The following is a 15,636-nucleotide window of genomic DNA, read 5'->3' as shown; positions in this document are numbered from 1 at the left end:
CTGCAGACCCGTCACCCGTCCAAGACCAGTACACCGCCTACTGTTGCGTTCGACGCATCAATGAGGGGTGGGAGATGGACGAGCAGAAGCTGCGTGTCTTCGTCGCCATCGCCGAGGAGCTGCACTTCGGGCGTGCGGCCGACCGGCTGTACCTGGCGCAGCCCCACGTCAGCCGCAGTGTGCGCGCGCTGGAGGCCGAGCTCGGCGCGGAGGTCTTCCGGCGCACCACCCGCACGGTCGAGCTGACGCCGGCCGGAACCGCGCTGCTGCCGCACGCGCACGCGCTGCTGGCCCGGACCGGGGAGGCGCGCGCGGCGGTCGTGGCCGCCCGGGACGGCCGCAGCGGCCGGGTCCGGATCTCGTTCGCGGGACCGTCGGCCCACGTCGTGGTCGGTCAGCTGGCCCGCGCGGTGCGCGAGCAGCATCCGCTGGTCGACCTCGAGTTCCTGCCCGGTCGCTACGGCACCGCGGCCGTCGCAGAGCTGCTCGGCAACGAGTCCGATCTGGCGCTGGCCCGGTTCGCGCAGCCGCCCGTCGGGGTCGCCGGCCGGAGCGTGGCGCGCGACCGGTGCGTCGTCGCCGTCCCCGTGGGGCACCGGCTCGCCGTCGCCGACGAGGTGCGGATCGCCGACTTCCGGGACGAGCCGGTCGTCGCCTTCCCCGAGTCGTTCGGCTCGGCCGTCCGCGCGATGTTCGTCGAGCGGTGCCACGCTGCGGGTTTCGCTCCCCGCTTCGCACAGTCCGCACCCGACTCGTGGACGGCCACGGCGCTGGTCTCGGCCGGGGTCGGCCTGCACTTCACGACCGCGAGCGCGATCGAACACCTCCCGCTCGAGGGCGTCCGCGTCCGCCAGATCGCCGACCGGTTGCCCGCGATCGACGTGTTCCTCACATGGCGCCGCGACGACGACTCACCGGTCCTGCACCGGGTCCTGCAGACCTCGTGGGACGTATTCCCCGGCGATGGGGCCGACTGATCGGATGTGCGAAGGAATCGGCTGGCTATCGGTAGTGCATCTCAGACCCTGTCGAAGACGGGCGGCGAGGCCCTGACCGCCGCCGATGCACATCGTCTCCAGGCCGTAGCGGGCATCCCGGCGGACCATCTCGCGGGACAGCGTGGCCAGGATCCGGCCGCCGGTCGCACCGACCGGGTGGCCCGGCGAGATTCCCGAGCCGTTGACGTTGGCCCGGTCGAAGTCGGCGTCGGTGAACTCCCACTCGCCGGCACACGCCAGGACCTGCGCCGCGAACGCTTCGTTGAGCTCGATCAGGTCGCTGTCAGCCCGCGTCAGCCCGGCCACCGACAGGGCCTTCGCCGTTGCCGGTACCGGGCCGATCCCCATCGTCCGAGGCGCCACCCCGGCCAGTTCCCAGGACCAGCTGGACCAGCGGGCGCAGGCCGTCGTTCTGCCCCGACGCGTTGCCCGCGGTGAGGGTGGACGCCTCGTCGTCGCGGCCGAGGATCGGGCGCAGCGTGGACAGCTTCTGCGCGGTCGAGTCCGGTCGGATGTGTTCGTCGGCCTCGACGACGGGGTCGCCCGGTGAACCGGTAGGGATCGGCGGGAGGGGTGGGCGCGGGGGACCGGGCCCACCCCCGGCGAGGTCAGCTGCCGGAAGGGATCCGGTACTCCTGCAGCTTGCGGTACAGCGTGGTCCGGCCGATGCCGAGTGCGGCGGCCGCCTTCGTCCGGTTGCCGCCTGCTCGGTGCAGCGCGGTGATGATCGCGTCGCGTTCCGCGGTCTCGATCATGCCCCGTCCGCGCAGTGCAGCCTGCTGCATTCTCGGCGGCAGATCGGCCGTGCCGATGCTGCGGCCGGGCCGCCGACGCGCCAGCTGTTCGACGGTCCGCCGGAGCTCGGCCAGGTTGCCGGGCCACGACCAGCGTATGAGGGCTTGCAGCGCGTCCGAGGTGAACCGGGTGTCCCGCTGGCCGGGTGGTAGGCCCGCCACGATCCGGGTGACCAGGCGGGGCACCTCGGCGGACATCGCCGGTAGCGACGGCAACCGGACCGTCGTGCACAGTGCCGCGACCACGGCCGCAACGCCGTCGTGGGCGGTGTCCAGGTCGACGGTGAGCGCGACCGGCACGCTCGCGTCCTCGATGGCGGTCCTGACGCGGCGCAGGTGCTCGCCAGAAGCGTCGTGCACATGGTGGAGCACGACGGCGATGGCGCCGGTCTCCGCGAGGGACTTCGGGCACTCGGCCCGGGCGAGGTCGATGAGGAGCGGTGGCGAGCCGGTCCTCTCGGCCAGTGCCGCGGTGGCCGCGGTGAGCTTCCCGCTGCCCGCGGGACCGTCGACGGCTAGCACCTCACCGAACCCGACGGCAGTGCGCAGCTGCTCGGAGATGTCGGCGAGGGGGTGCAGTAGGGCCGGTGCCGTGCCGCTTCGTCGTGCCCGTCGAGAGGGCGGCGTCCGGTCGCGTTCGGGATTGCGCGGTGAGTCGAGCAGCCGTACGCAGAAGGCCGGCCCGGTCGGGCCGACACCCTCGACCCGCTCGACGAGGGCGTCAGCCCGACCGCTCGCCAGCTGCACCACGCGCCGGTGCCGGCCCGCGCGCAGCCCGGACTCGACGAGGTCGCACCAGAGCAGGGCGTGCGTCTCGGGTGTGACGTGGACGAGTCCGGCGGTGTTGCCGAAAGCCGTGTTCTCGGTGACGACGATGACCGGCTGCCGTTCGGAGCGTGTCGCAAGCAGGAAGGCCTGGATCAGCATGCGTTCGTGTGCGCCGAGCATCGCGGTGAGGTTGCCCTCGATCTGCCGGCCGACGTCGGTGGCCATCGCCGTCATCAGCGGGCTGGCCTGGTCGGTCCGACAGGCCAGCGCGAAGGTGCCCAGCAACTGCTGCGTGAACGGCTCGAAGATCGGGGTGCCGGCACAGGTCAGTGGTCCGAGGAGTTCGTTGTAGTGCTCGGAGCCGTGGACCAGTAGCGGGCGGCGCTCGCGGGCGACCGTGCCCAGGCCGTTGGTGCCGATCGAGGTCTCGGAGAAGTCGAAGCCCTCGGCGGCGCAGGAGTCGTCGAGGGTGCGGAGCTGTTGAGACTCCCCGGCGCGGCGCATGATGATGCGCCCCTGGTCGTCGCTGAGGAACATCGCCACGCGGGCGTCACCGAGGTCGTCGCCGAGGCGGTCCAGCACCGGTGCCGCCGCGGCGTGCAGCCGGGGAGCGATGTCGTGCACGTCGGCGACGTAGGGGATGTCGTGGCGGCCGATCGGCACCTCGGCGCCGACGCAGCGCCGCCAGCTGCGCTCGATGACGTCGCGGACACCGGACTGGGCGACCGGCGTCGCGAGGAGTCCCTGATCGAGGAGCCGCTCGAGGGCCTGCCGGGTGCGTGCCTGGTCGGACCGCACCCGTCGGGCCGGTCCGGGATCCGCGGTGTCCGGGATCGGTGTCGGTTCGCTGGCCACTGCCGCTCCTCGTCGTCGAGTCGGCGCGATCGGGGCACCCGAGGGGTCCCGAACTCCGATGATAGCCGGGCTGGTGACGCAGACCACACGGTCGGCATCACCAGCCCGTTCAGGCGGACCGCCGGCCGTCAGACGGCTGCGGTCTCCTTGGCCTTCTGCTCGAAGCCCTCGTAGCCGTTCTCGGCGACCTCACCGAGCTTCTGCCGGTAGGCGCCGATCCCGGCCATGTAGAACATGACCGAGCTCTTCTTACCCGGGATGTTCTGGCCGAAGATCCAGGACTCGACCTTCGGGAACAGCGTGAAGTTCGCGATCTCGTTGCAGGTGGCGGTCCAGCCGTCCTCCGCGGCCTGGGTCGGCTCGACGGTCCGGATGCCGTTGCGTTCCGCGTCGCCGATCAGGTCTCCGATCCACTCGACCTGGGCCTCGATGCTCGGCGGCAGGTTGGTGAACGGCCCGTTCGGGCCGAGGATCATGAACATGTTCGGGAACCCGGACTTCGCCAGGCCCAGGTAGCTGGTCGGGCCGTCGGTCCAGTGCTCGTCGATGTGGCGGCCGCCGCGGCCGCGCAGGTCCATCGCCCGGTAGTTGCCGTCGACGGCGTCGAACCCGGTGGCGAAGACCAGCACGTCGAGCTCGTGAACGACCCCGTCGGCGGTGCGCACCCCGGCCGGGGTGATCTCGGTGATCGGGTTGTCCGCGATCGAGATCAGCGACACGTTCTCGCGGTTGAAGGTCTCGTAGTAGCCCTCGTTGCACAGCGGGCGCTTGGCGTAGAGGCCGGTCGGGGTGAGAGCGCGGGCGGTCTCCGGGTCCTGCACGATCTCGGAGATCTTCGAGCGGATGAACGCCGCGGCGGCCGCGTTCGCCTCCGGGTTGACGGCGATGTCGGCGAACGTACCGAACATGAACCGGAAGCCGTTGCCCTTGTCCCAGTTCTCCTGGAACACGCGCTGCCGCTCTTCCTCGGACACGCTCATCGCCTCGACGCCGCTCTCCTGGAACCCGAAGGCGACCACCGAGTTGCGGACCTGGTCCCAGATCGCGTCGAAGTTCTTCTTCGTCCTCTCGACCTCGGCCTGGTCGACCGGACCGTTCCCGGACGGCACGCAGTACTGAGGTGACCGCTGGAACACCGTCAGGTGCGCCGCGGTCTTTCCCGCGGCGACGATGAACTGGGTGCCGGTCGAGCCGGTGCCGATGACGCCGACACGCTTGCCGGTGATGTCCAGGTCCGCGGGCCAGGCGTTGGTGTGCACCGCCTGCCCGGCGAAGGTGTCGATGCCCGGGATCGCCGGGATATTGGTCTTGGCCAGCAGACCGAGCGCGTTCACGACGTAGCGGCTGGTGACGCTGGCGCCGTCGGCGGTGGTCACCGTCCAGTGGTCGGTGTCCTCGTCGAAGACGGCCCCGGTGACCTCGGTGTTCAGCTGGATGTCGCGGCGGAGGTCGAAGCGGTCCACGACGTGGTTGAGGTACTCCTCGATGGCGGACTGCTCCAGGTAGCGGGTGGACCAGTCCCACTCCTGCAGCAGGTCCTTGTCGAAGGAGTAGCGGTAGACGAAGCCCTCGGTGTCGGACTTGGCGCCGGGGTAACGGTTGAAGAACCAGGTGCCGCCGACGCCGCCGCCCTTCTCGAAGGCCTGCACGGTCAGACCGAGCTCGTTGCGCAGCTTGTGCAGCATGTAGATGCCGCCGAACCCGGCGCCGATGACGACGGCGTCGACGTCCGGGGTGGTGGTGGTGCTCATGAGGTGCTCCTGTGGGTCGGGTGGAGTGAGGGCGGGGTCGCGCTCAGGCGCGGTACCACGCGGCGATCTCGGCGATCTCGGCGTCGGCCTCGGGGGCGTTCCCGGCCAGGAACGGGAAGACGTGCTGCATGCCGTCGACGACGTTCAGCGTGACGTCGACCCCGGCGGCCCGCGCCCGATCGGCGAGGCGGGTGGCGTTGTCCAGCAGGGACTCCGCCCCGCCGGCGTTGACGTAGAGCCGCGGGAAGCCGGTGAAGTCGGCGTGCAGCGGGTTGGCCAGCGGCGTCGTCGCGGGCACGGCGCCGCCGGCGAGCACGCCGGCGATCATGCCTTCGAGCAGCGGTACGGAGATCAGGGCGTCGGTGGCGTCGTTGGTCACCAGGGTCTCGCCCTTGTTCTCCATGTCCAGCCACGGGGAGAACGCGATCACCCGGCCGGGCAGCGGCCTGCCCTGCTCGCGCAGCGCCAAGGCGATGGCGACGGCCAGGTTGCCACCCGCCGAGTCGCCGATCGTGGTGATGTCGGCCGGTGCGATGCCGCGCTCGGTCAGCGCGGTGAACGCCGCGACGCCGTCCTCCACCTGCGCGGGGTGCGGGTGCTCGGGGGCGCGGCGGTAGTCCAGAACGAACGTCGTGACGCCGAGTGCCTTAGCCACGTGCGCCGCGAGCTTGCGGTGGCTCGACGCCGAGCCGACCGCGAAGCCCCCGCCATGGGTGTAGAGCAGCACCTGAGAGGTGTCCGCACCCGCGGGCAGCGCCCAGATCCCGGGCACCCCGCCGACGACCTCCTCCCGGTAGGTCACGTCCTCGGGCTCGCGGGTGGGCTGGTGCCACTCGTCGAAGATGCTGCGGAACAGCCGCATGGTCAGGTCGGGCGTAGTGGCGATGATGTTCGACCAGTCCGCGTAGAGCGCGCGCAGTGCGTCGGACTCGGGCGAGGTGGACGTCGGCCGAACCGACGGAGCCGCTGTCATGTGGTCCTCCTTGACCTCCGGCGTGGGCAACTGGGCTCACGCTGTGACTTCTGGCTCACACTCTGGCGATCGCTCCACCGTCATAGTTGTTCCGATGTGGAACGCTCCGCCGCGGCGGGTGTTGTCAGCCGCGCCGGCGACTCGAGGGCGCCACATAGGCCATTCGCAGTGGCAGGGGCGCCCGGAACGGCTCCCAACGGCCGACCGGTCGGGCGAGCCGGTCGAAGATCGCCCAGATCACTGCCGGGTGGTGGACGAGGCCGAGATGACTCGAGCAGACACCGATGTTCCCCGTCCGCGCTCTGGTAGCCGACCGCGAACCGGTTCCACCGGTCGTAGACCCGGGCGGTCCCGACGTTGTCGAACGGATTCATCGAGGCAAGGACCCGGAACGTGGCGGGAGCGGTGACGGTGCCGACCCGCGGCACCGTCACCGCCCGCTCCGCCATGGCGCCCAGCAGGACGCTGAGCGTGTCCTCGGGGGCGCGGTTGAGCTCCTCGATGTGGAGGAAGCCACCACCGCGCATCGCCTCGACCAGTGGTCCGGCGACGAAGTGGTCTGCCGAGTAGTCCTCCCGGAGCACCCGAGCCGGGCCGTGATGTCCGACCAGGCGCGCCGGCGTCAGCTCGGCATTGCTCTCGACCAGGACGAACGGCACGCCCCAGTGCGCGGTGATCGCCCGCAGGATGGTCGACTTCGATGTTCCCGGTGGGCCCTCCAGCAAGGCGTCTCACCCGGCCGTGACGGCGGCCAGGACAAGGGTCAGCTCGCGTTCCCGGCCCACCACCCTGCGCGCGATCTCCGCTCGCGCCGAGTCCTGCCTCCCCGGGGGGTGGCGGGTGCCTCCGAGCACTGCTTCACGTCGTCTCCTCCTGCATCACCGGAGCTCACCGCGGGACTCAGCGCACGGACCAGCCGGCGTCGACCGGGATCTGCACGCCGGTCACGTAGCGCGCCTCGTCGGAGGCGAGCCACAAGACCGCATTGCTGATGTCCACCGGCTCCACGTACGGGATGGGCATCTTCGTCAGGGTGGCGAAGCCTTCGAGCGCCTCCTCCTCGGTCGGGTTCTCGAGGTCCGGCCGGAACACGTTGAAGATCGCCTGGTTCTTGATCATCGGGCTGTTCACCGTCGTCGGGTGCACCGAGTTGACCCGGATGCTGTGCTGGGCCAGCTCGTGGGCCAGGTTGCGGGCAAGGCCTGTGACACCGTGCTTGGACGCTGCGTAGTGGCTCATCCCGGCGAGCGGTCCGATCCCGGCGATGGAGCTCGTCAGGACGATCGATCCACCCTGGCCGCGTTCGATCATGCCGGGGATGGCGGCCTTGGCCGTGTGCCACACGCCCTTGAGGTTGATGTCGTGGACCGTGTCCCACTGCTCGTCGGTGACTTCCCAGCCCGGGGCGATCGACAGGATGCCCGCGTTCGCGACCACGATGTCGACGTGGCCGAACTCGGCGACGCCTTCGTCGTAGACGGCCTTGAGCGCGCTGAACGAGCGGACATCCGCCTCCCGCGCGATGATCCGCCGGTCGTGGTCCTCCACCGCGGCGACGGTCGCCTTCAGGTCGTCGACCGTCGAGCCCGGGTAGGGCACGGTTTCGATGTCCGTGCAGATGTCCACCGCGATGATGTCGGCGCCCTCCTCGGCCAGTCGCACCGCGTGTGAGCGGCCCTGTCCCCGAGCGGCCCCGGTCACGAACGCCACTTTCCCCTCGACCCGTCCCATGCTTCGCTGCCTTTCGGTTGACGTCGTCGGCACGGCGAACGTTTCATGGAGGCCGTCGTCGCGGTTGTTCCGATTCGGGACGCGGAGTTGCCTGAACGCGCGAAGCTCGGCGCGCTCGGCCATGTTCGGCGCCATCGAGCGACACAGCGCGCAGAGCCACCGGCTCCCACACGGGTCGGTGGAACTTGCGCTCTGGGCCGCGCGGGCCACGGAACTGCTGAACGGATGCTCTGCGACGCCACCGCCTACACCTCGATACTGCGGGCCTGGCGGCAGGCGACTCGGCTGCTCGGGGAGAACCCCCGAGGACGAGTAGGAGCGTCGGGTTGTGGACAACTCGGTGCGTCGCCGACACGGCCGCACCGGGTCCGCGACCCTGCGCGAATGAACACCACCTGGACGCTCGGCGTGCTCAGCGCCGGAGCGGAGAACGTGCAGCCTCTGGCCGGCGGCACTGGGTCGACGCGGGCGGGAGCGGTCGAAGCGGCATCCGACGCTCTGGTCGTGGCGGCGATGGATCGCGGCCACGAGGAGTACCGGGTCTCCTTGACCTACACCCGCATCGTCGTGCGTCCGGGCCTGACCGACCGCGGCGAGGTCGACCTCCTGGATCTCGCCGATGCCCTCCGCGACATGGAGGTCCTCCGCACGTAGGTGACAGTCGCGGCGCGGCTACCTGCCGAGCCGGTGGAGGCGAATCGCGCATCGTCGACCGGCGGGTCACGTTGGTCGATCCGTACGCCCGGCTGCTCTTGGTCACGATCGAGGCCGACATCGAGCGCCTGGACGCCGTCGCGGCCGAATGCCGACGAGATGCAGTACCTGCGTGATGCTTCAGCGCAGTGCCGCCGCGACCGCGGTGGCAACGGCGAGCGCATCGTGCACCCCGTTGTCGGCGCCCTTCTCGAAGTCGTCGCCGTCGGTGGCCATGGTGTTGGTGATGTGGGCCAGGCAGACGACGGCTCGCTGGCGGGCGGTGGCGTAGGCGTAGAGAGCGGCCGCCTCCATCTCCACGCAGGCGATGCCGTCTTCTTCCGCAGCGGCGATCGCAGCGGCGGTCTCGCGGTAGGGGGCATCGGTGGTCCAGGAGGACCCGGTGAGCACCGGTTCGGGTAGTGCGGTGAAGGCGCCGTCGAGCTTCGCGGCGAGCGTCTCGTCGAGCCGGCTCCACCGGCCCGGCGGCAGGTAGTGGGCGCTGGTGCCCTCGTCGCGCAGGGCGCGGTCGATGAGCACGAAGCACGGCAGGGCGCCGAGCGGGGAGATCTGGCCCGCCGAGGTGATGCTGATGACGAGCTCGGCCCCGGAAGCGGCCAGCTGCTCGGCGACGAGCACGGCGAACGGGGCGCCGACGGCCACGCCGACGACGCCGATCTCGGTGCCGTCGACGTCCACCGTCCACATGTCGGTGTGGTAGCAGGCCCAGCCGGGGTGGCGGCGTCCCGTGCCGGTGCGGGCGAGGTGGCGGACGATGTCGCCGTCGGGGTCGAGCAGCGCCACCGCGGGCACGTCGACGTCGGGCAGGTTCTTCTGACGACGGGCCTCGCGCAGCAGGTTCGCCGGCTCGAACAGTGACGGGGCCTCGTGGTCCTTGGCCTGCAGCAGGGGGAGGTCGGCGTCGGTCATACCGCCGCCACCTCGACCGGTCGGTCGTCGAGGCGCCACTCCAGCATCCCGTCGACGAGCCGGTACGCCCGGTGTCCCCGGGCGGTGAGCAGCCGGACGGCGTCGTGGGAGAGAACGCACCAGGCGCCACGGCAGTAGGCCACCACGTCGACGTCGTCCGGGAGCTCGTCGAGCCGGTCGGCCAGCTCGTCGGCCGGGATGGAGACAGCCCCCGGGATGTGCCCGGCCCGATACTCGGACCTGGGCCGCACGTCGAGCACGACGATCTCGCCGGCCCGGGCCCGGCGCAGCAGCTCGTCGCGGCCGATCTCCTCGCGGGCGGGGTCGTCGCGGGCCGGGTCGTCGGTGGTCGGGAGGCCGAGGTAGCGGTCGCGCGCGGCGACGACGTCGGGCAGGTGGACGGTCGCCACGGCGCGCACCGCGGCGAGCAGGGCCGCGACGTCGGGCCCGGAGAGCCGGTACCGGATGGTGGTGCCGTCCCGGTCCCCGGTGACGAGACCGCCGCGGCGCAGCGTCTGCAGGTGGGCCGAGGTCGTGGTCAGGCCCAGCCCGGCGGCCGCGGCGAGGTCGGCGACCGACCGCGGTCCCTGCGTGAGCAGGTCGAGCAGCTCCAGTCGCGTACCGCTGCCGAGAGCCTTGCCCACCCGGGCCAGCTCGTCGAGCAGGTTCGTCTTCGCTGAGCGGTCGCCCACGTCATCCTCCATAGATCCGTGGATCACGGTAGTCGGTGTCGCCACACGGGTGGTCGACGACGTGGCGGGGGAGGTGATCGAGCCCTGTGGGCAGCCCGCCGCGTAGCGGCGCGACAGAGCGTCGCAGTGAGGTTCCGTCGGGCGACCGGTCGGCGGGTGGTGGGGCTCGTGCAACCTCGGTCATACTAATCCATTGATCGTTGGAATAACGTACGATGGGCCGGATGCGGAACACGATGACGAGCGAGCGAGCGGCGCACTGGCGCGACACCTACACGCAGCGCGGCGACGCCGAGGTCAGCTGGTTCTCCATCGAGCCGACCTGCTCGATCGCGCTGATCGACGCTGGGGGAGCGGACCCAGGGCGGCCGGCCGTCGACGTGGGCGCAGGCGCGTCCCGACTGGCCGACGTGCTGCTGGAGCGCGGCTTCGTCGACGTCACGGTGCTCGACGTGTCCGACGACGGGCTTGCTCATACCCGGGAACGCCTCGGTGCCGACGCATCCCGGCTGCGTTGTGTCGTCTCCGATGTTCTGGACTGGGTGCCGGACCACCGGTTCGGTCTGTGGCACGACCGCGCGGTGTTCCACTTCCTCACCGATGCGGCGGATCGCCAGCGTTACCGGGACCTGCTGGACTCCGCGCTCACCCCGGACGCGCTGGTGGTGGTCGGGACGTTCGCCGCCGACGGTCCGGAGTCCTGTTCGGGGCTTCCCACGGCCCGCTACTCGCCCGAAGCGCTCGCGGCTGAACTGGGCGCCGGTCCGGGGTCCGGCCTGCGGGTCGTCGCGCAGCGCCGCGAGGAGCACCGCACACCGTGGGGCGCGGTGCAGCCGTTCACCTGGCTGGCTCTGCGTCGCGAGTGACGGCGGCCCGCCGCGCTGCGCGCTTCAGAACGGCCACCGATCGCCGAAGCGGGCGGCCAGACGCCCGTCGAGACCCCACATGCGGCCCGCCGGGAAGATCGCGAGCAGCAGCAGCGGGAGCAGGTCGACCGGGTAGGTCCACAGGTACTGCGTGGCCGCCGATGCCAGGTACATGACCCAGATCGGGCCGATCAACAGCAGCGTGCCCAGTGCCGCGGCGCGGGTGACCACCCCGAACAGCAGGGCCAGACCCGCGGCGATCTCGACGATCGTGAGGAAGGTGCCGAAGAAGCCGAAGTTGGGCAGCACCACCGATTGGTAGAAGGCGCCGACAGGGCCGAGGAATGTGGTGCCGGAGGCGTCGTCGGCGATGTACTCGGCCTGAGGCAGCCAGAGCAGCCCGAACGTCGCGAAGCCGAGGTCGTAGGAACCCACGTCGACGAGCTTGGCGATGCCGTTGCTCAGCCAGATCACGCCGAAGAAGATGCGCAGGATCGCCACAGCCTGCGCGAGCGAGCGGTACGACGCGGGGATCGTCGCCGGCTGTCCGGTCACGGAGGGGTCGGTCACGGACGGGTCGGACACAGGTGCACCTGCCTGAAGGTTGTGCCGAGCAGGGAAGTCGGAATCGATGGGGAGAGGTACAAGGAGATCATGCTCAAGGGGTGCTGAGCTCAAGTCCGCTCCGCCGGGCCCGAAGCGTGCAGACCACTCGCGGCCGGGCGTCGGTGCTGCTGACGCCCGTGGAGATCTACCTCGGCGCAGGTGGGCCTAACGGGCTCGCGCGCGCCCGCACGGCGACCGATCTGGACCCCACCGACGCCGAAGTGCGGCTGACGCTGCACGTCGCGATGCTCGGCGTAGGGCTCCTGGACTGGCCCGCTACGGCGCTCCCCGTGAGGGGGTGACCGTTCCACAGCAGCGGCTCGGCTCGTCAGACGGATCCCAGATGCTCCAGGTGTGTCGCTCCTGACCATCCGGGGCCAGGTGGTTCACCGAGCAGACTCGTCAGGTCGCGACAGCCGGGTCGGCGGCGGCAGCGGACGATCCTCGGGCAGGTCGTTCCCTCAGCGCGGCGACGGTCGCGGAGACGGTCGGGTCTGCGCTGTCCCGGTTGATCGGGAGCCGGGCCAGCATCGACCCCATGGCGCAGGTGTCGGACAGGGCCGAGAACGTCAGTCCGGCACCGATGCCTGCGGCGAGCAGGCGGGCGTTCGGGTGGAGGAACCGGCCGGCGCCGAGGCCGGCCAGTACGAGGCTACCGGCGGCGAGGCGCACCTGACGCTCCAGCGCCCAGACGCGGCGGCCGCGGACGACGTCGCCGCCGGCGGCGGCGTAGGCCGGAACGCCACCGTCGAGGACGTGCGCGTGGTCGAGGCCGGCGGCGGCGAGGTGTCGGCGTGCCTGCTCGGCGCGGACGCCGGACTGGCAGACCAGGACGACGGGGCTCGACGGGTCGTCGAGGTGGCGGGCGAGCTCGGCCGTGTGCTCGGCGAGAGTCTGCGCCGGCACGTGGTAGGAGCCGCGGATGTGCACGGTGTCGTACTCGGCGATGCTCCGGACGTCGATGACCATCGGGCCATCGGGGACGTCGGCGGCCCGTTCGACCCAGGTCATCAGCGTCGACGGGTCCACTGTCCGGGTCTCGTCGGAGCGGCCGGAGGGGGTGCGGGTCACGTGGTGATCTCCTGTCGGGGGAACGGTTTCCGGTGGTCGGGGGGTGGTGCATTCCCTACCCGGTAGGGGTATATCGAGTCGGTACGTCGATGTCGTGGGTCCGGCTCGGCGTCGGATGCGGCGCGGACGACCGGGTGGGCGCTCCGCTCAGTCGGTGAGGCCGAGTTCCTGGGCGTGCGGGAACTCGTCGGCGACGAGGACGACGTCGAAGCCGGCGCGATCGAGCAGGCTGGCGCCGATGGAGGCGCGGTAGGCGCTCTGGCAGTGCACCCAGAGCTGCCGGTCGGGCAGTTCGTCGAGGCGGGCGGCCAGCTCCGGCAGTGGGATGTGCAGGGCCCCGCGGATGTGGGCGACGGCGTACTCGTCGTCGCGTCGGACGTCGACGACGACGGGCTCCTCGGCGCGGTCGCCGCGGCCCGCGTGGAGGTCGTCGAAGGTGGCGGTGGGGTAGCTGCGGGTGGGGCGGCCGTCGGCGAGGGCGTCGACGGTGCCGGTGGCCCGGCCCGCGGGTCGGTCGATGCCGATCCGCACGAGCTGGCGCTGGGCGTCGGCGACCTGTTCGGCGCTCTCACCGATCAGGGTGAGCGGGGTGTCCCAGGGGATGACCCAGCCGAGCCAGGTGGCGAACTGCGGGCCCAGTCCGATGCCGACGCTGCCGGTGAGGTGTTCGGCGGCGTAGGCGGTGCGGTCGCGCAGGTCCACGACCCACTCGCCGGCGTCGATCCGCTTGGCGAGCTCGGCGGGATCGAGCGTCGGCAGCGGTGAGAGGTCGACGGGCGCGGGCCCGTGCAGGTTCACCGGCGCCATGTGCGCGTAGTAGGCCGGGTAGGCGGTGAGACCGGCGACGAGGCGGGCCACGAAGGCGTCCTCGTCGGGCTCCAGGACGGCGTCGTTGCGGGTCCGTTCGTCGGCGATGGTCCCGCTCGGGCCGCCTGCGGTCGGTCCCGCGGAGCAGAAGCTGCCGAAGCCGTGGGTCGGGTACACCGCGGTCTCGCCGGGCAGGCTCTCCGCGAGGTGGCGGGCCGAGTGGTACTGGGCGCGGGTGAGTTCGTCGGTGCGGGCGGGGTCGACCAGGTCGGTGCGCCCGACGCTGCCGTAGAGCAGCGACCCGCCGGTGAACACCGCGGGCGGGCCGTCACCGTCGCTGATCACGTACGCGAGGTGGGTGAAGGTGTGGCCGGGCGTCGCGACGACCCGCACCGTCATCGCCCCGGCGGTCAGCTCGTCGCCCGCGCGGACCGCGACCCGGTCGAACGTGACCGGGTCCTCGGCGTTGACGACGTAGCGCGCACCGGTGCGCGCGGCGAGCTGGAAGCCACCGGTGACGTAGTCGTTGTGGATGTGGGTCTCGACCACCAGCTCCACCGTCAGACCGCGCTCGGCGAGCAGCGTCTCGACGCGGTCGATGTCGCGCTGCGGGTCGACGACCACCGCCACCACACCGTCGTGCGCGAGGTAGCTGCGGTCCCCGAGTTCCTCGGTGGGGATCACTTCGACGTTCACCATGCGGACCCTCCGTTGAAATGTCCGTACATCTACTCGGGGACGGTAGGCGTCAGCGCCTCTCGCGGTCAAGTCGAACCCGTCAGATCGGCATCGAACCACGCGCGGGCAGTCATCGGATGCGAGCCGGCAGGTTGTGATCCCAACCACTGAACGATACGGTCAGATGTCCGTACATTCGACGGAAAGGGGTCGGCCATGGCTCGACACAAGATCGTCATCGTCGGTGGGGGCAGTGCCGGACTCACCGTCGCCGCCCGCCTGAAGCGTCAGGGCCAGACCGACGTCGCCGTCGTCGACCCGGCGTCGACGCACTACTACCAGCCGCTGTGGACGCTCGTCGGTGGCGGTCGGGCGCCCGTCGAGGCCAGTGCGAGATCGCAGTCGGCGGTGATGCCCAAGGGCGTGACGTGGATCCGGCGCGCCGCGGTCGGGGTCGACCCCGACGCGAAGCAGGTCGCCCTCGACGACGGCTCGCACGTCGACTACGAGTACCTGGTCATGTGTCCGGGGATCCAGCTCGACTGGGAGAAGATCACCGGGCTCGGGCAGACCCTCGGGCGTGACGGGGTGTCGAGCAACTACCTCTACGAACTCGCCCCGGCGACGTGGAAGTTCATCCGGGACACGCGCTCGGGCACGGCGGTCTTCACCATGCCGGCCGGGCCGATCAAGTGTGCGGGAGCGCCGCAGAAGATCGCCTACCTCGCTGCCGACTACTGGCGCGAGCAGGGCGTGCTGGACAAGATGGACATCCACCTCGTGCTCCCCACCCCGGGGATGTTCGGCGTCAAGGAGTTCTCCGACATCCTGGTCGGGGTGGCGAACCGCTACGGCATCACGGTGCACCTGCAGAGCGAGGCGATCAGCGTCAACCCCGACGCGCGGGAGGTCACCATCGCGGACCGCGCGAACGACACCGAGGCCACGCTCGGTTACGACGTCATGCACATGGTCCCGCCGCAGTCCGCGCCGGACTGGGTGAAGAAGAGCCCGCTCGCCGACCCGGCCAACCCGGCCGGCTACGTCGAGATCGACAAGCACACCATGCAGCACACCCGGTACCCGGACGTGTTCGCCCTGGGCGACGCCGGGTCCAGTCCGAACTCCAAGACCGGCGCCGCGATCCGCAAGCAGGCCCCGGTCGTCGTCGCCAACCTGGTCGACGTCATGGCCGGCCGGGCGCCCTCGGCCCGCTACGGCGGCTACGCGTCCTGTCCGCTCACCACGTCCCGGCACGCGATGCTGCTCGCCGAGTTCGACTATTCGATGAAGCCGACGCCGTCGATCCCGGTGATCGACACCATCAAGGAGCGGCGCGACATGTGGTACCTCAAGCGCTACGGCCTCCCGGCGCTCTACTGGCAGGGGATGCTGCGCGGCGTCGCATGACCGCTGGCCCGCC

The 15,636-nt window shown here is 71.0% G+C and carries 15 protein-coding genes and 1 pseudogene; 5 read left to right on the top strand and 11 right to left on the bottom strand.

The features are described 5' to 3' along the window. Window positions 1–74 precede the first annotated feature (74 nt). On the top strand, window positions 75–977 hold the full coding sequence (locus I4I81_RS24100; protein ID WP_218601231.1) for a LysR family transcriptional regulator: 903 nt from the start codon (window positions 75–77) through the stop codon (window positions 975–977). A 60-nt stretch (window positions 978–1,037) separates the two neighbouring features. On the opposite strand, the pseudogene I4I81_RS24095 reads toward I4I81_RS24100, so the two are convergent. The 6 genes and pseudogenes from I4I81_RS24095 to I4I81_RS24070 form a co-directional block, all read right to left on the bottom strand. Then, window positions 1,038–1,551 (bottom strand): annotated as a pseudogene (locus I4I81_RS24095) (thiolase family protein); the annotation flags it as partial. 55 nt (window positions 1,552–1,606) lie between these two features. Beyond that, complete coding sequence (locus I4I81_RS24090; RefSeq protein ID WP_218601232.1) at window positions 1,607–3,415, bottom strand: sigma-54-dependent Fis family transcriptional regulator; 1,809 nt, start codon at window positions 3,413–3,415, stop codon at window positions 1,607–1,609. A gap of 128 nt (window positions 3,416–3,543) precedes the next feature. Further along, complete coding sequence (locus tag I4I81_RS24085) at window positions 3,544–5,166, bottom strand: flavin-containing monooxygenase (protein WP_218616356.1); 1,623 nt, start codon at window positions 5,164–5,166, stop codon at window positions 3,544–3,546. A 43-nt stretch (window positions 5,167–5,209) separates the two neighbouring features. Beyond that, window positions 5,210–6,139 (bottom strand): alpha/beta hydrolase, encoded by a 930-nt coding sequence (locus I4I81_RS24080; RefSeq protein WP_218616355.1) that lies wholly within the window; start codon window positions 6,137–6,139, stop codon window positions 5,210–5,212. Window positions 6,140–6,219: 80 nt separating this feature from the next. Continuing rightward, window positions 6,220–6,864 (bottom strand): AAA family ATPase, encoded by a 645-nt coding sequence (locus I4I81_RS24075; RefSeq protein WP_225924678.1) that lies wholly within the window; start codon window positions 6,862–6,864, stop codon window positions 6,220–6,222. Window positions 6,865–7,039: 175 nt separating this feature from the next. After that, a complete protein-coding gene (locus I4I81_RS24070) occupies window positions 7,040–8,005 on the bottom strand; it encodes a mycofactocin-coupled SDR family oxidoreductase (RefSeq protein ID WP_308187697.1) in 966 nt (321 codons plus the stop codon). 249 nt (window positions 8,006–8,254) lie between these two features. Between I4I81_RS24070 and I4I81_RS24065 the strand changes: the two genes are divergently transcribed. Then, the gene (locus tag I4I81_RS24065) at window positions 8,255–8,524 is read left to right on the top strand and encodes a hypothetical protein (protein WP_218603116.1); all 270 of its coding nucleotides are present in this window, start codon (window positions 8,255–8,257) and stop codon (window positions 8,522–8,524) included. 180 nt (window positions 8,525–8,704) lie between these two features. Here I4I81_RS24065 and I4I81_RS24060 read toward each other — a convergent pair whose 3' ends face one another. Both I4I81_RS24060 and I4I81_RS24055 read right to left on the bottom strand, forming a co-directional pair. Further along, window positions 8,705–9,493, bottom strand: coding sequence for a nucleoside phosphorylase (locus I4I81_RS24060; protein WP_218603115.1), 789 nt, complete (start codon window positions 9,491–9,493; stop codon window positions 8,705–8,707). After that, the gene (locus I4I81_RS24055; RefSeq protein WP_218603114.1) at window positions 9,490–10,185 is read right to left on the bottom strand and encodes an ArsR/SmtB family transcription factor; all 696 of its coding nucleotides are present in this window, start codon (window positions 10,183–10,185) and stop codon (window positions 9,490–9,492) included. The genes I4I81_RS24060 and I4I81_RS24055 overlap by 4 nt, the downstream gene beginning before the upstream one ends. A gap of 224 nt (window positions 10,186–10,409) precedes the next feature. Here I4I81_RS24055 and I4I81_RS24050 point away from each other — a divergent pair, with 224 nt between their 5' ends. Further along, window positions 10,410–11,051 (top strand): class I SAM-dependent methyltransferase, encoded by a 642-nt coding sequence (locus I4I81_RS24050; protein ID WP_218603113.1) that lies wholly within the window; start codon window positions 10,410–10,412, stop codon window positions 11,049–11,051. A 24-nt stretch (window positions 11,052–11,075) separates the two neighbouring features. On the opposite strand, the gene I4I81_RS24045 is transcribed toward I4I81_RS24050, so the two are convergent. Further along, window positions 11,076–11,606, bottom strand: coding sequence for a DoxX family membrane protein (locus I4I81_RS24045; RefSeq protein ID WP_218603112.1), 531 nt, complete (start codon window positions 11,604–11,606; stop codon window positions 11,076–11,078). Between the two features lie 110 nt (window positions 11,607–11,716). On the opposite strand from I4I81_RS24045, the gene I4I81_RS24040 reads away from it, so the two are divergent. Further along, on the top strand, window positions 11,717–11,959 hold the full coding sequence (locus I4I81_RS24040; RefSeq protein ID WP_218616354.1) for a hypothetical protein: 243 nt from the start codon (window positions 11,717–11,719) through the stop codon (window positions 11,957–11,959). Window positions 11,960–12,059: 100 nt separating this feature from the next. Here the strand turns inward: I4I81_RS24040 and I4I81_RS24035 are convergent, their stop codons facing one another. Continuing rightward, entirely contained in the window at window positions 12,060–12,728 is a 669-nt protein-coding gene (locus I4I81_RS24035; RefSeq protein WP_226363539.1) for a rhodanese-like domain-containing protein, read from the bottom strand. 147 nt (window positions 12,729–12,875) lie between these two features. After that, on the bottom strand, window positions 12,876–14,234 hold the full coding sequence (locus I4I81_RS24030; RefSeq protein WP_218603110.1) for an MBL fold metallo-hydrolase: 1,359 nt from the start codon (window positions 14,232–14,234) through the stop codon (window positions 12,876–12,878). A 195-nt stretch (window positions 14,235–14,429) separates the two neighbouring features. On the opposite strand from I4I81_RS24030, the gene I4I81_RS24025 reads away from it, so the two are divergent. After that, window positions 14,430–15,623, top strand: a complete 1,194-nt coding sequence (locus I4I81_RS24025; RefSeq protein ID WP_218603109.1) for an NAD(P)/FAD-dependent oxidoreductase — start codon at window positions 14,430–14,432, stop codon at window positions 15,621–15,623. Window positions 15,624–15,636 lie beyond the last annotated feature (13 nt).

The organism is Pseudonocardia abyssalis (assembly GCF_019263705.2).
GTDB classification, from domain to species: domain Bacteria; phylum Actinomycetota; class Actinomycetes; order Mycobacteriales; family Pseudonocardiaceae; genus Pseudonocardia; species Pseudonocardia abyssalis.
This window is presented reverse-complemented; position numbering and strand designations above follow the sequence as displayed.